The sequence below is a fragment of the Nocardia sp. NPDC057272 genome (assembly GCF_042668615.1).
In the GTDB taxonomy this organism is placed as follows: domain Bacteria; phylum Actinomycetota; class Actinomycetes; order Mycobacteriales; family Mycobacteriaceae; genus Nocardia.
The window spans coordinates 121,536-135,371 of the sequence record NZ_JBHUYK010000015.1 but is presented as its reverse complement, the minus strand read 5'-3'; the positions used below and the strand labels follow the sequence as shown (position 1 = coordinate 135,371).

Genomic DNA, 13,836 nt, shown 5'->3' with positions numbered 1-13,836 from the left:
CGCCGTCGCGGTCGCCGCTGCGTGCGCGTGACCGCACTCGCGGCGATTCCAGTAGCGCCACCGCTTTCGGGGGTGCGCTGGTTCCGAGTGCGTCGCAGGCCGCGTCGGCAGCATCGCGATCGTTGGTTGCGTAGGCAACGTGCACGAGCGCATTCGCTTCGAGCGCCCGGTCGCCGGCCTCTCTCGCCGTAGACGAAGAGCTGTGAGCAGCGTCGTTGAAACCGGCGTCGAACGCGGCCCACCCAGTTCAACGGCGAACGCACGTCATACGTTCTGGGCGCTTACGCAGTCCAGCGACTCCCGTGCGCCCCGTATCTGGCCGGGAAATGCCACCGGTACGCCACCGCTGTGCGGTTCCTAGCGATGCCGCGGGCAGGCAACGATTGAACACAGGACCCGATCCCGGGGCACCCGAAGCGAAGCCGCTGGCCAGGTACCCCTCGTTGTCGGCAACGCCATTAGGGAGCCCGCACATGACACATTCCGACGAGCTGCACTCGCAATCCACCGCGGTGAGGCGTGACCATTCATCCGGTGCTAGCAGCGCGCGCCCTTCAGCCAACTCACTCACTGAGGCCACAACCGCCTGCGGACGATCACGGATTGATCTTGTCAACACTCTCGAGGCGATGCGCGAAGCCGGTTTCCTCGCCACCGCGCCCACCCTGCCAACGGTCGACACCCCAGGGCCCCAGGCCCCGACGACTCCAATACCCGAGGAGTCCCGGTGACACAGACCGGCCCACCGCCCACGGCCTACACCGAGACACCCCGCTCACGGTGCGAGTTCTACCGGCACGAGTGCTCACTGCCCACCGTGATCGACCCCGACACCGGGCGGATCACGATGAAGGCCGGGTTCGTCGGCGCGGTGATGATGCCCACCGAGCTGGCACAACGGGTCGAAACCGCCCTCGATGTGCGTGGTGTCGCGCCGTTGCCGATCATCGGCCACCCCCGCGCCGGAATGTGGACATTCCTGGTGAGGTCCGACATCCGCCCGATCGGTGACCCCGCCGTCGTGGCCCACCTCTGGCGAGCGCGGGTGGTCGTGATCCGTGAGGGCGACATCGCGTTGCCCTCGCCCGTGCCGGACGCGCTGATGGCTCGCACGTGGATATCCCCGGCCATTAGCAAGTTCCGGCCATCCGGAGCAGTTGTCCTCGAATGCGCCCGAGCTTGCCTACAGGGCCAGCACTCCCGATGACACCCGACGGTGGGTCCCCGCGCCCGGAGGAACCCGATGTCCACCTCACCATCCAGTTCCCTAGCTTGCGAATGGATTTCGCTGCCTGCCTGACCGCTGCCCTCGTTTTCGTGCAAGACATCGCCGCCCGCACACCCTGCACGGTGACGGTCGACTCCGGTCACTGCGCCGGGCTCCCGCGCCTCCCGAACGAGCGCTTGTTTTTACTGCCCTGACCTGCACGAATCACGGGGCATTCCGACCAACTGAATGACCTCCGCGCCTGCCCCGGTGAGGACATGAGACCCCTCACGACCGCCGAGGAGTTGACCCAACTCGTGGACCGGTTGCTGGACAAGGGATCGATCCCTCGCCCAGATCGCCGCTCACACCCCTACTCCTAACGACACCGCTACGAAAGCGACTCTGTGTGAGCTGTTCTCCGCTCACACCAACGAGCACCACACACCCGACAGGCTGCCTGGCAGCGCGATCGAAAGTAGAGGCACCCATTGACCACCACACCGCTCACCCTGAGCCCAGTCGTCGTCACCGGCGCGGCCGGATTCATCGGCTCCCACCTGACCGACGCGCTTCTCGCTCACGGCACCGAAGTGATCGCGATCGACCGCAGGTCGGTGCACAAAGATCCTGTCGCTGCCCGCAATCTCGCCGACGCGCTCACCAATCCCAACCTGGCCTTCCACCAAGCTGACCTGGCAACCGACGAGCTCGACGAGCTCGACGAGTTGATCTCCGGCGCCCGAATCGTGTTCCACCTGGCTGCGGTGCCCGGCGTTCGAGATTCATGGGACGAGAGGTTCCGCGACTACGCAGCGTCCAACGTCGTTGCTACCCAATGCCTACTCACCGCCTGCGAACGCGCCCAGGTCCCCCGGCTGGTACTGGCATCGTCGTCAAGTGTCTATGGGCAGACTTCGGGCCCGAGCACGGAAAGCGACCCGACCTATCCCATGTCGCCCTACGGCGCGACGAAACTCGCCGCCGAACACCTGTGCATGGCGCACGCGGCGCGACCAGACACCAGCACAAGCGTGGTCGCGTTGCGCTACTTCACCGTCTACGGCCCACGTCAACGATCCGATATGGCGATCTCGCGTGTCCTGGCGGCAGTGCTGTCGGGGGTTCCGGTTCCGCTCTACGGCGACGGCCAGCAGTCACGGGAATTCACCTACGTCGACGACATCGTCGCCGCGACCCTCGCCGCGGCAGCGATCCCGGGAGAGGTCGGAGCCGAGACTGTCAATGTCGGTGGCGGTTCCAGCGTGTCGATGCTCGAACTGATCTCCGTGGTCGGACAGATCACCGGCCGCAAAGTGCCCCTCACAATGGAAGCACCCCGGGCCGGCGACGTCGAAGCGACGCGCGCCGACCTCACGAGGGCGCACGCATTGCTCGGGTACTCACCGCGCGTCGAGCTGCGTGACGGGATTGCGCGCCAGCTGGACTGGATGGTCAAACAACCATCCCCACAATCAATTTCCGAGCCATCGGTCGGTGAGGTGGTGTTGCGATGATCGTGCTCACCGCCGACAACGCCAACACCCTGTTCACGTCCGCGTGCCGCGCGATCACTGATTTCGGCGAGCCGGTCAGCCCTCGTGGCATGGCCACCACCGAAATCCTCGGCGCGCACCTGCGATTGACCCAGCCACGACGACGGTTCGTCGACGTACCTCCGCTGCGGCTGCTCAATCCGGCCTTCGCAGTCGCCGAGGCAATATGGATCCTGTCCGGTTCTGACGACGACTGGATCTTCCAGTACAACCGTGCATTGACCCGCTACGCCGACGACGGGATCCTGCGTGGCGCGTACGGGCCGCGAATGCGCCGATGGAACGGCATCGACCAGCTCGACCGGACCCGACAGCTGCTCCAACAAGACCCCGACTCCCGCCAGGCGGTCATCCAGCTCTACGACCCGCAACGCGACACTCGCGGGCACCGCGATGTCCCCTGCACCCTGGGCTACCGGTTCTACCTGCGGCGAGGGCGCCTGCACATGCACACCACCATGCGCAGCCAAGATGTGTGGCTCGGGTTTCCCTACGACATCTTCACCAACACGTTGATCCAGGAGCTACTGGCCGGGTGGCTCGGTGCCGAGTTGGGCGAATACCACCACCACATCGACTCGCTACACCTCTACACCGAACACGCCAGCGCCGCCGAACAATTCGCCCACGATCCCGACCCCTCCCCGGTCATGCCGGAAGTAGCGATCCCGTGGAACATCGCCGACCAGGTGCTGCGCAACACGATCACCGCGCCGCCCACTCGCGGATTGACCGGGGCATGGTCGGCATTCGCCGACATCCTGGCCAGCTACCGAGCCTGGACCACCGGCCACCGCGACCACGCCCGAACCCTGCTCGCTCACACCGACAGTGACCTCGCGCGTGCTCTGGAGCGCTGGTACGACCACCTGGCATCCATCCAGGCGGAGCAAGGAGCCCACGCATCATGAACTTCAACGCCCCTCGCGCGGTCCTCGGGTTCTGCTCCTGGACACACGATTCCGCTGCCGCGTTGATCCTCGACGGCCACCTCCTCGGGTTCGCCGAAGAAGAACGCCTCAACGACAACAAACACACCAGGGACTACCCCACCCATGCCGTTGACTGGCTGCTCGAGGAAAGCGATCTCGTCCCGGAACTGATCGATACCGTCACCTACAACTTCCGCGCCCCCGGCTACCTCGCCGCCACCCGGCAGCTGCGTCACCAACTCACAGACCCGAAGACACGGGGCAGGGCGCTACCGCGCGCAGCGAGCTTCGCACGAGTTGCGGCGCGAACACGCGCTCGCACAAAACGATTGGAACGACTGTTCCCGCACGCGTCGAGCTCGCAGATCCTGCATCACCGCGCGCACGGGCTGTATGCGTTCGCGTCCTCGGGCTACGACGACGCCGCCGTGTTGGTGGTCGACAGTCTCGGCGAGATCCAAACCACCACCATCGCTCGCGCCCACCGCACTCCCGGCGGCGGATGCACCTACGACATCATCGACGCCATCGACGATCCAGCCTCTCTCGGCTACGCCTACGGTGCGGTCACCGAACACCTTGGCTGGCGTCGCGGTGACGAGGAGGGCACCGTCATGGCTTTGGCGGCCCTCGGTGACCCCGACCGATTCCGGGATCTGATGAGCGACGCTATTCCGATCACCGACACCGGGTTCACTCTGAACCCCGAGTTGTTCCCGGTGCGGGTCCTTTCGCGCCGTTTCGCGCGGGTCAGTACCGAGTTCATCACCCGCAGCTGCCCGCCTCGCGACAACGGACCAATCGAAGAGGTTCACCGCGACCTGGCCGCAGCCCTGCAAGAACGCACCGAACAGGTCATGGTGCACCTTGCGGTGCGCGCTCGCGGGCTGACCGACGCACGGTTGCTGTGTATTTCAGGAGGCGTGGCAGCCAACTGCGTGGCGATCGGCAAGATCGTCGAATCCGGGCTGTTCGACGAAGTGCACGTGCCACCGGCTCCCGGCGACTCCGGCACCGCGATCGGTGCCGCCACCGCTGCGCATCTGGACCGCACGGGGAAACTGGCCACCGGAATTCAGGACCGCTGCTACCTCGGGCCCGCCTTCGGCGATGTCGTGCTGTCGAAGAATCCCCGGCCCGGGTTGACCGCGACCAAACCCACCCACCCGGCACAGTATCTGGCCGGCGCGCTCGCCGCCGGTGCCGTCGTCGGAGTGTTCCGCGGGCGACTCGAGGCGGGACCTCGTGCTCTGGGCAACCGGTCGATCCTGGCTTCGCCGGCCAACCCCGAGGTCGTCAAGCAACTCAACGACACCGTGAAGTTCCGGGAGCCGTTCCGGCCGTTCGCACCGGTCACGCTCACCGCTACCGCGTCGGACTACTTCACTCTGCCCCAACCTGCGCCGTACATGTCGATCGCCTCATCGGTCACCGATCTCGCGCGCGAACAGATCCCGGCGATCGTGCACGCCAACGGCACCGCCCGGGTACAAACCCTCACCGAGAGACAGAACCCGTTCCTGGCAGAGGTCATCACCGAGTTCGCCAAAATCACCGGCATTCCGGTCCTGATCAACACCTCCCTAAACGTCAAAGGCAAACCGATCTGCGGCACCCCCGACATGGCACTGGACTGCATGCTCGCCAGCGGCCTGGACGCGGTAATGCTCGAAGACTGGTGGGTGAGCAAATGAGAATCGGCTACAGCTTCTGGGGCTTCCTCGGCCCCGGCATCACCGATACCCCGGACGGAGGCCGCAGCCACCGCCGAACCCTCATCGACGGCCTGCGCGCTCTCGGCCACGACATCGTGTTCCTCCAACCCGACCGCGACAGGATCGAAGCCGGAACCGACCTCACCCACACCTACACCTGGGACGCCGGGCTTCCAGAGCTCGACGCGCTGTTTCTGGAGTGGCGGTGGCCGATCCCCCGGCGGAACACCACACCTTGCGGTACCCGTGGCCATACCTGCGATCTGCACCGACAACACCAACTGCTCGACCACTACACCCTGCGACGCGGGCTGCCCACGATCGTGTGGGACAAAGACTTGCAACTACCGGCCGGTCATCCGCTACGCCACACACCCCAGGTCACCGTGTGCGAGGCGGCACTGCATCCCACCGAGGGCGCGGTCAGCTTGCTGTTCCCGGTCGCCGACGCCGCACTCGACACCGCCGATCCAGACACGCTCTCGCGGCAGGCTCGACCGTTGAGCTTGGCCTACGTCGGTAACCAATACGACCGCGATGACACCTTCGACACCTACTTCGCCACCCCGGCCAGTGAACGCCAGGACTGCCTCGTCGCGGGCAAATGGACCGACACCCGCCGATGGCCCCACGTGAGATTCATCGGCCGGGTCCCGTTCCCCCATGTCGCCCAGATCCACGGCGACTCGCTGGCCACGGTGTTGCTGCTGCCCGACCGCTACGCCGCAGTCGGTCAGATGACCCAGCGCCTACCCGAAGCCGTCCTCGCCGGATGCCTGCCGCTGACCCCCGCGTACGTCCGCAGCGCACCCCACTTCACTCCCACCCAGCTGCACGTCACGAGCGCCGCCCACATCACCACCGAACTGGCGGCATTGCGGCGCATCGCCGGAACTTCGGCACATGCCGATCTCCTAGCGCAATGCCTGGCCAAGCTCGATATCTTCCGGCTCTCCCGCCAACTCGACACCCTCGACAAAGCCTTTTCTCGAATCGGGGTCCAGTCATGACCGGCCAGCCGCCCGGACCGCCGGATTCGGGGCAGGTAAGGTCGCCGGGCGTGGACCAGCGAATCGTGATCATCGGCTGCGGCGGCAGCGGCAAAACTCACCTCGCCAACCGGCTCGCCGCCCTACTCGAGCTCCCGCTGACCCACCTCGACGCCATCTACTACGACGCCGACTGGACACCCCTGCCAGCCGAAGAATTCCAGGCCATCCAACAGCGCCTCGTCGCCGGGCCGCGTTGGCTGATCGAAGGCAACTACGCAAGCACCTTGCCGATTCGACTCGCCGCGGCCGACACCGTCATTTTCCTCGACCTGCCCGCAGTCACCTGCATCACCGGCGTGCTGCAACGGCGCTGGCGCTACCGGGGCGGTCAACACCGCGACGGCGTCTACGACCGCATCACCTGGGGATTCCTGCGCTACATCTGGGGCTACCGCGCCCAGATGCGCCCCCGCGTGCGCGAGCTCATCGCCGAACACGGCAATCACGTCGAGCTGGTCACGCTGACCAGCCGCCGCCAAGCCACACGCTACCTCGCCCGCCTGCGCGCTCAAACTTCCACCACCAGCTGACACCGAAACAGTTCGGAGGCGAACCGTCCATGACCTCCACCCCCTTCACCGACCCCGCCACCGTCGCGGGCCTCTACGCCGACGCCGGGCGCACCCAGCAACGCACCAGCGCGTTGCTCACCGCCAAAACCGGCGGCGACAACGCGACCGCCACCATCGTCAACCTCGCCGCACACCACGCACCGAAACATCCGACTGTGTGCGAAATCGGGTGCGGCCGAGGAACAGTCACCCTCGCACTCGCAGAATCCCTCACACCCTCCCGTCACACTGTCGTCGACATCTCCTCGGCATTCCTGGCCACCGTCGCCAAACGCGCCGTCGACCTCGGATTCACAGTGGAGACTGTGCGCGGCGACTTCCACCACCTACTACTGCCGGACACCAGCGTCGATGTCCTCGTGGCGGCGTTCTGCCTCTACCACTCCACGCACCCCGCTGATGTCATCGCCGAGATCGCGCGCTGCCTCGCACCGGGCGGCCGGGCGATTCTGTCCACCAAATCAGTCGACAGCTACCACGAGATCGACCAACTCATGGTCGACACCGGCCTCGACCCGCACGCGACCAGCCGACCGAGTCTGTACGAAACCTTTCACAGCGCCAACGCCGCCGACATTGTTGCAACCGGCCTCGAGGTCACCGAGGTCATCCACCGCGACCACACGTTCCGGTTCACCGACTTCGACCACCTCGCCGCCTACGCAGTCACCATCCCCAAATATCAACTGCCCCAGTGGCTGGGAACCGACCCAGGCGACCTCGCGGCCGAGCTGCGACGGCGGACTCACGATCAGCCACTCACGGCCACCTCGACCGTCACCTACATCGCCGCGAGCGGCTAACCATGAGCGCGACAACCTTCGTCAAACACTATGCGTCACCGAGTCGCGCAGAATCGGCTCGCGCACATCACGATTGGCTACGCCGCCTCAATGCCCCTGTGCGCATTCCGCAACTGCACGAGGTCGCCTGCACACGAATGGTTCTCGAACATCTGGAGGGACGCCAACCTGTGCCTGCGGACCTACCAGTGGTCGCTGCCGCCCTCGGAGATCTCCACACCGCCGCTTACACCCGACACCTACATGCGGGGCAACTCGACCAGCCATTCGAGGCGACAACGGCGCTGAGACTGGTCGACTTCGTCTCGCCCCGCTCAACAGTGCTGCCAGAGGACTTCGCCTTCGCCGAACTACCGTGCGCCCTGTACAAAGACAGCAACATCCGCAACTTCATCCTGATAGACAACCAGGTCGCCATCATCGACTTCGATGACCTGACCTTGGCACCGTTCGGCTACGACCTCGCGAAACTCGTCGTCAGTGCCGCGATGACCCATGGGCCGCTGACACTCGACCTCATTGAGAACACCCTGAACCGCTACAACACACAGACCATCGGCACCGCGAACGCCCACTGCGACATTCGTCGGCTTCAGCTCTACACCGAGATCCACCACCGACTCACCAGCCGCTATCTGGGCCGCCACGGCTATACCTACGACTGGCCAACGGTCCGGCCTCGGGGCTGGTAAAGGAGCTGACACCACCCGTACTCGTCGGTGGTGTCAGCTCAGGTCGGACGGTCCGAGCCGCGCGGCCACCGAACGCCCGACCCGCGGCGAGCACCACTCGCTGCCTTGCAGCTCGACTAACGACAGTCTTCGATCTTCTCGGCTACCAGCAGTGACAGCGATTCGTGTGAGTCACGGCTCAGGTGGACGCCGTCGATACCCGGCCGCGCCACCGTAGCCGCGTCGGCGAACAAGACTCCGCGCCTGACGGCGACGCGACGTATCGCATCACCGAGTTCACGTGATTTGCATACCGAGTCAACGTCGTACTCGGAATTTTGCTCTGCGAAATTGGGTTGGCTCGCGTCGAGATGAATCGGACTAACCAGCAATACCGCAGGAACCGCGCCGTTGCGGGTCCAGGCCGTGCGCTCGATGTTGCCGAGATAGCCCTCGAGGGCGGCGGCGACCGCATCTGGTTGTCGCCCGAATTTGGTCTTGAGATCGTTGTTTCCCAACATGATCACGACCATGTCCAAGGGTGAGTGGCTGCGCAGGCAGGGTTGAAAGTATGTACGGCCGTTGCGGTCGTCACGATCGGGATCATTCAGGTCAGTGGTCCGGCCGCCGAGACCTTCCTCGATGATGGCGTATCCGCTACCCAGACGTTGCTGTAGCCGTCCTGTCCAGCGCACGTCGACTGGCCAGCGACCGCGTCCTTCAGCCGGTTGGCCGAAGGTGTTGGAGTCACCGAAGCACAAGACGGTAAAGGCATCAGGGTTGACAATCAAGGTTGGATTCCTAGAGGTTGGGCGGATAGGCCGAGGTAGTTGACCACATCGTCGAGCCCGTCCAGCCGTTGCCGACCTCGACGGGCCAGTAGCTCATGGGTCAGAGTGTGTGCCAGCGGGATGTGACCAACGAATTCCGGTGCCAGCGCGCAAGCGTCGCGCAGGGTGCCAACGGCTCCCGCATCATCTTGGCTGTGGATCTGGGCTTGGGCAACGTTGATGAGCCTGCGACTTTGGAGGGTGGGCGGGATTCCGGAGCCGCCGCTCCTGACAGCAGCCGCGAGTTTCAGAGCCTCATGCGGCCGACTGGCCCCCATCTCGTTGATAACACCAAAACTAGCGGCCGAGGTGCGACCGAACACGTTGGACACCTCGGGCCTATCGGTATAGGCGTCTTCCAGCTGAGTTCCCGCTGCGTCGCATAGACGGAGGTACCTCTGCGCTTCGCGGTAGTCCCCTGATCGTGAGGCCGCGAAGGCGGCATAGCAGAGAAGTTCTCCCCAGATGGCGACATGGCGAGGTGTAGCTGTGGACAAACGGGGCTCGATTTCGGCAGCCGCTCGTTCGGCATGGGCGACCGCGTCGTCGTACATATTGTTTTTGGCCAGCAGCCATGACTGGGACCCTTTGATCGCAGCGCGAGTCAGGTCATCTCCGCTCTCAGCCGCGAACTGATCCGCGCGGAGAAGCGCCAGGGATGCCAAGTCCGTCTGACCTGCATAGCCCAGGAGGTTAGAGGTGGCATGAAGCAACTGGGCAAGCGAAACATTTGCCTGGCATCGAGACTCGCCCCCGGTGTCCTCGATTGCGTTGTACGCGCTTGCCAGGACGCCAGGGAGTATCCGCTGCATTTCGCTGAACCGAGCTGAGAAGAATAAGTCCCAGACGTGGGGAACCGCAGCCGTGAACTCCAACTCGGTGCCAGGTGGGGTGCTCGGAATGGAGCCCATAAGGACCCGCCGCAACTCAAAAATGCCGTCCTCGTGCGAGACACCGCTCGGGCCGTTCGACGCCGGGCCGGTGCCAGGACGCGTTGTAGCGGCTGGCTGCAGGGTTTGAGGTCGGTGCCGTCGCCGCCACGCCGCTTCGCCTTCGGCCACGATTTGATCGAACCGCAACCGATCTTCTGGGCTGGCGTGTTGTCGGTAGGTGGTATCGAGGATCGCTTGCGCCTTGGACCGGGGTCTGACCGCGCTCAGTCCCGCACGCCAATTGTTGATCGTGGTCGTCTCAACACCCAACAGCGCGGCGAACTCTCGGTTCGATCTACGCATCGCCTCTTGCAACGCAGCTGCTTCGAAGCCGGTCCACCCCCGCCCTCGTATCATCGCCGCCCCCAAGGTTTCAGCATTTCGCTGTAAGTGAACCCGATGGGCCCACGGTACCGCACCACTATGCGGTTCCCTGCGCCGTTATACGCAGCCGAGATGGGAATCAGAACCCGTTGCCGGGCAACCGATCGCGCATCTCACCCTGCCGGGACCCTGCTCCCCGACGTGACCAGGAGGCCCGTACGCGGCGACCTCCCGTATACGGCTGCGACACGCTCGGACCTGCTCAGATTCCCGGCAGGTACACCATGCTGTTTGGCGCAACCGCCTGTCAGCTGCCGAACGTCTGCAAACGAGTTTTCGGGTATACGTTTTCGGCATTCTGGCGTAGTCCGGCGTCAGCCAGCATGGCAGTCACGTAGGACTCGCTGAGTCGATGGATGTCATCGGCCAGCGAGGGTAGATGGATGTTGAGCGCCTTGACCGCCGACGGCGTACTCGACAGGAACGACACAAGCTCAGGCTCGGTGGCAGGGTCGAGGGCACTAAGGGTGAAGTGGCGCAGCCGGATCTCCTCGACGTCGGTGAACTGAAGTCGCCAGGTGTATGCGATATCGGTCGTCGTGTCGAATACGAACGCCTGCCTGCCGAGGTGCATCAGCTTGTGCCTGAACAACTCGAGCGCCACCCGGTGCTCCTCGAGACCTCCCCCCGGCATGTAGCGGCCCAAAAAGCCCATCATCCTCGGCGTCTGGCTCCCTCCCGAAGCGCCTCGCTCAAACACTGACAAGGCATCGACCTGCGCCATACAGGACATCAGGTAGCCGAAGTGCGCATGACGAAAATTGTTCGTGTCGTCAAAGAATCGGTTCCCGGCGAAGCAACGCGCCAAGGTATCGACTTCGAACTTGAGCGCTTCCGAGTGAGCGAGAAGCTCCTTCGCGATATCGTCTGCCTTCACGCTTCGAGGATGCCAGATCACGCAAGCCCTTTCGCGTAGCTTGACCCGGCAGGACCGACCTCCGTTGGCACGGCCCATCACCGGCCGACCTCCGCCGGCGACTCGATCGAGGTCCGGTCCGCGCGGGCAGCGCGCCCGCCGAGACGATCAACCCCTCCGCAGTGGAGGCGATGGCCGAACTCGGCATCGATATCTCCGATCAGACCCCAAAGATCCTCACTTACGACGCCGTGGAAGCCTCCGACGTCGTGATCACCATGGGCTGCGGCGACACCTGCCCGTCGTTCTCTGATGTCAGCTGCCGCGATTGGGTTCCGCAAAGACACTGAGCCTCAGCGTTCATCGTAAGGAACGCGGCAGAAAACGCCCCTGCAACCGCTCGGCCGCCATCCTCAGGTTAGACGAAGAGCACCAAGCACATTCGAAACGGCTTGACCTGCCACTTACCGTTGATATGAGTGCAGCTCAATAACTTTGACGACAAACCAGGAGCGTACAAGGTGACCACGCAGCGCACCCCTCAACGAAAAGTTCGTGCGCGGACAGCTCGAAGGGCCACCGAGCGTGCCAACAGGAAGGTTGGAGATCGAGCGGAGCGCCGGGGCCGTCGTGTTCTGCCAACCGTCGAAGGATTCGAGCGTGCGCTTGAGGAGCGCGGGCCTGACGGCGTTGCCGAGGCCCTTCTCTCGCGCCACAACCAACGAATGGTCCGCATCGTCGAAGTCGGCGTGATGAGTCAGCAGATCGCCTTGCCGCTCCTGTCGGCGTACATGCCACTCAGCTTCATCGCTGAACAACTGGGTGCCCATCAGCTGCGACCTACGATCCGGTCGGGGGCCACGTGGCCGGATCATCTGGCCTGGGGACTCGACAGCGTTGGTGCCGCCGTGCGTCTAATGCTCGGCATGCAACCCATCGGGGCAGCGATAATCGCACGTACACAACTCGAACGCTGGTCAGCGAACCTAGCTTTCAACGTCAATCAGAGCCAGGCACCTGGCGAGGATATGGTCGCGTGGCTCAACCGGCTCTGGAGCGGTTGCGGTGTCTGGTTTCCGAAACACAACAAGCAGGTTGGCGACTTGTTCGCCGAGCTGAGCGAGTTGCTCCACGCTCGAGGCCCGCTGATGTCATTGACATGGCTCGATGCGGTCGACATCGGTGACACCCCGAGCAGCGAACACGTGAGACTGATGGAAACAACCAGCCGCGCGCTCACCGTAACGCTCGGCCATCTACGGCTGTGCCTGGCTACCGCAGTCGAAGATGCCGGAGCAGTCGACCTCGCAGAATCTGTTGCGTCCATACCACTCGTAACGCCCGCGGAAAGCTGGGTACCTCACCTCGGGCCAATCGTTTGGCCCATGGTCCCCCGGCACTTCGACGACCCCAAGATTCAAAGCAATATCAGCGGGATGGAGGTCTACTACCGCAAAGTAGCGGACTCTATGGATGGCGGGCGAGACCCTGAAGTCCCGCGTCAGGGTTGGCCGCTCTACAGCCTGGGGCACCATCGATTCCGGGCCCTCACCCTCGCTGCAGCAGGGTCGCAGCGGGAACGAGAGATTGTCGGCGAAAACCCAGGGTATTCGATCGAAGATGCAATGGTCTCGGCAGATCTCGCAGGTGAGATGGCCGCCATGTTGGCCGCATGGCTACGAGCAGACCCAGCCAGGAAGCCTGTCGCCGATGCCCTGGCGATGTGCAGCTCGGCGCTACGATCGGCGGTCTGGCTCTGGCTCGAAGATGACTCCCGCGCGATGGCCTGTCTGCGATGCGTAATCGAGCAGATCGCCCGTGCACGGGCATGGCGCGTCAAGCCCAACCGAGCAGCGAAGATCGAGAGCAATCCGAACGCGACTCCGCGCGACTGGATCGAGGCGGCCGGATGGCGGCGGCTGAGCTTATTCAACCGGGCACTCGGCGAGTTCGCTCATGGCGCGACCACGGCGGATTGGGAAGTCGCCCACCAAGCGTTGGTCTCCATCCAGCACGACGCGGACACGAACGAACATGCAGATCTGACCGGACGTAGCCACGCGATCCGAGCGTCCATCTTCATGGTTGGCAGAGAATGCGCTGCCTGGGTCGACAGCTTCGGAAGCCCGCTCGGAGAGGCTTACCGACACATCATCGACCTCGATGACATCGAAGCCGATCAGTCCATCGAGGCACTGATGAACAGAGCCTGGGAAAGACGTAGTACCCCAGTACGTTAGTCGGCGGAGCATGTCGGTCCGGCCCATCGTCTCAGGGCCGGACCGACCGCGCGAAAACCCCCAGTCCGCTCCCATCCGCACGGCCC

12 protein-coding genes and 1 pseudogene are annotated in these 13,836 nt (G+C 64.2%); 10 read left to right on the top strand and 3 right to left on the bottom strand.

Going from position 1 to position 13,836, the window contains the following annotated elements:
• Positions 1–727: 727 nt before the first annotated feature.
• The 8 genes from ACFULV_RS20895 to ACFULV_RS20860 all read left to right on the top strand — a co-directional run bounded on the left by ACFULV_RS20895 (position 728) and on the right by ACFULV_RS20860 (position 8,529).
• Positions 728–1,207, top strand: coding sequence for a DNA-directed RNA polymerase subunit beta (locus ACFULV_RS20895; protein WP_378658982.1), 480 nt, complete (start codon positions 728–730; stop codon positions 1,205–1,207).
• Positions 1,208–1,698: 491 nt separating this feature from the next.
• Positions 1,699–2,724 (top strand): NAD-dependent epimerase/dehydratase family protein, encoded by a 1,026-nt coding sequence (locus tag ACFULV_RS20890; RefSeq protein ID WP_378658979.1) that lies wholly within the window; start codon positions 1,699–1,701, stop codon positions 2,722–2,724.
• Positions 2,721–3,674, top strand: coding sequence for a thymidylate synthase (locus tag ACFULV_RS20885; RefSeq protein WP_378658976.1), 954 nt, complete (start codon positions 2,721–2,723; stop codon positions 3,672–3,674). The genes ACFULV_RS20890 and ACFULV_RS20885 overlap by 4 nt, the downstream gene beginning before the upstream one ends.
• Positions 3,671–5,389, top strand: a complete 1,719-nt coding sequence (locus ACFULV_RS20880; RefSeq protein WP_378658974.1) for a carbamoyltransferase — start codon at positions 3,671–3,673, stop codon at positions 5,387–5,389. Before ACFULV_RS20885 ends, ACFULV_RS20880 begins: the two co-directional genes overlap by 4 nt.
• Complete coding sequence (locus ACFULV_RS20875; RefSeq protein WP_378658971.1) at positions 5,386–6,420, top strand: hypothetical protein; 1,035 nt, start codon at positions 5,386–5,388, stop codon at positions 6,418–6,420. Before ACFULV_RS20880 ends, ACFULV_RS20875 begins: the two co-directional genes overlap by 4 nt.
• A 50-nt stretch (positions 6,421–6,470) precedes the next feature.
• Positions 6,471–6,992 carry a hypothetical protein gene (locus ACFULV_RS20870; protein ID WP_378658969.1) on the top strand — a complete coding sequence of 174 codons (522 nt, stop codon included), beginning with the start codon at positions 6,471–6,473 and terminating at the stop codon, positions 6,990–6,992.
• Between the two features lie 29 nt (positions 6,993–7,021).
• Positions 7,022–7,837, top strand: coding sequence for a class I SAM-dependent methyltransferase (locus ACFULV_RS20865; RefSeq protein WP_378658966.1), 816 nt, complete (start codon positions 7,022–7,024; stop codon positions 7,835–7,837).
• 2 nt (positions 7,838–7,839) lie between these two features.
• Positions 7,840–8,529 carry a phosphotransferase gene (locus tag ACFULV_RS20860; RefSeq protein ID WP_378658963.1) on the top strand — a complete coding sequence of 230 codons (690 nt, stop codon included), beginning with the start codon at positions 7,840–7,842 and terminating at the stop codon, positions 8,527–8,529.
• 116 nt (positions 8,530–8,645) lie between these two features.
• Here the strand turns inward: ACFULV_RS20860 and ACFULV_RS20855 are convergent, their stop codons facing one another.
• From ACFULV_RS20855 to ACFULV_RS20845, 3 genes are all read right to left on the bottom strand, one after another.
• Positions 8,646–9,299 carry a GDSL-type esterase/lipase family protein gene (locus ACFULV_RS20855; protein WP_378658961.1) on the bottom strand — a complete coding sequence of 218 codons (654 nt, stop codon included), beginning with the start codon at positions 9,297–9,299 and terminating at the stop codon, positions 8,646–8,648.
• On the bottom strand, positions 9,296–10,585 hold the full coding sequence (locus tag ACFULV_RS20850; RefSeq protein ID WP_378658958.1) for a hypothetical protein: 1,290 nt from the start codon (positions 10,583–10,585) through the stop codon (positions 9,296–9,298). Before ACFULV_RS20850 ends, ACFULV_RS20855 begins: the two co-directional genes overlap by 4 nt.
• A gap of 316 nt (positions 10,586–10,901) precedes the next feature.
• Positions 10,902–11,531 (bottom strand): hypothetical protein, encoded by a 630-nt coding sequence (locus tag ACFULV_RS20845; RefSeq protein ID WP_378658957.1) that lies wholly within the window; start codon positions 11,529–11,531, stop codon positions 10,902–10,904.
• A gap of 93 nt (positions 11,532–11,624) precedes the next feature.
• Here ACFULV_RS20845 and ACFULV_RS20840 point away from each other — a divergent pair.
• Together ACFULV_RS20840 and ACFULV_RS20835 are read left to right on the top strand one after the other, a co-directional pair.
• Positions 11,625–11,845 (top strand): annotated as a pseudogene (locus ACFULV_RS20840) (heat-shock protein HtpX); the annotation flags it as partial.
• A gap of 144 nt (positions 11,846–11,989) precedes the next feature.
• Positions 11,990–13,750 (top strand): hypothetical protein, encoded by a 1,761-nt coding sequence (locus tag ACFULV_RS20835; RefSeq protein ID WP_378658955.1) that lies wholly within the window; start codon positions 11,990–11,992, stop codon positions 13,748–13,750.
• Positions 13,751–13,836: the final 86 nt, after the last annotated feature.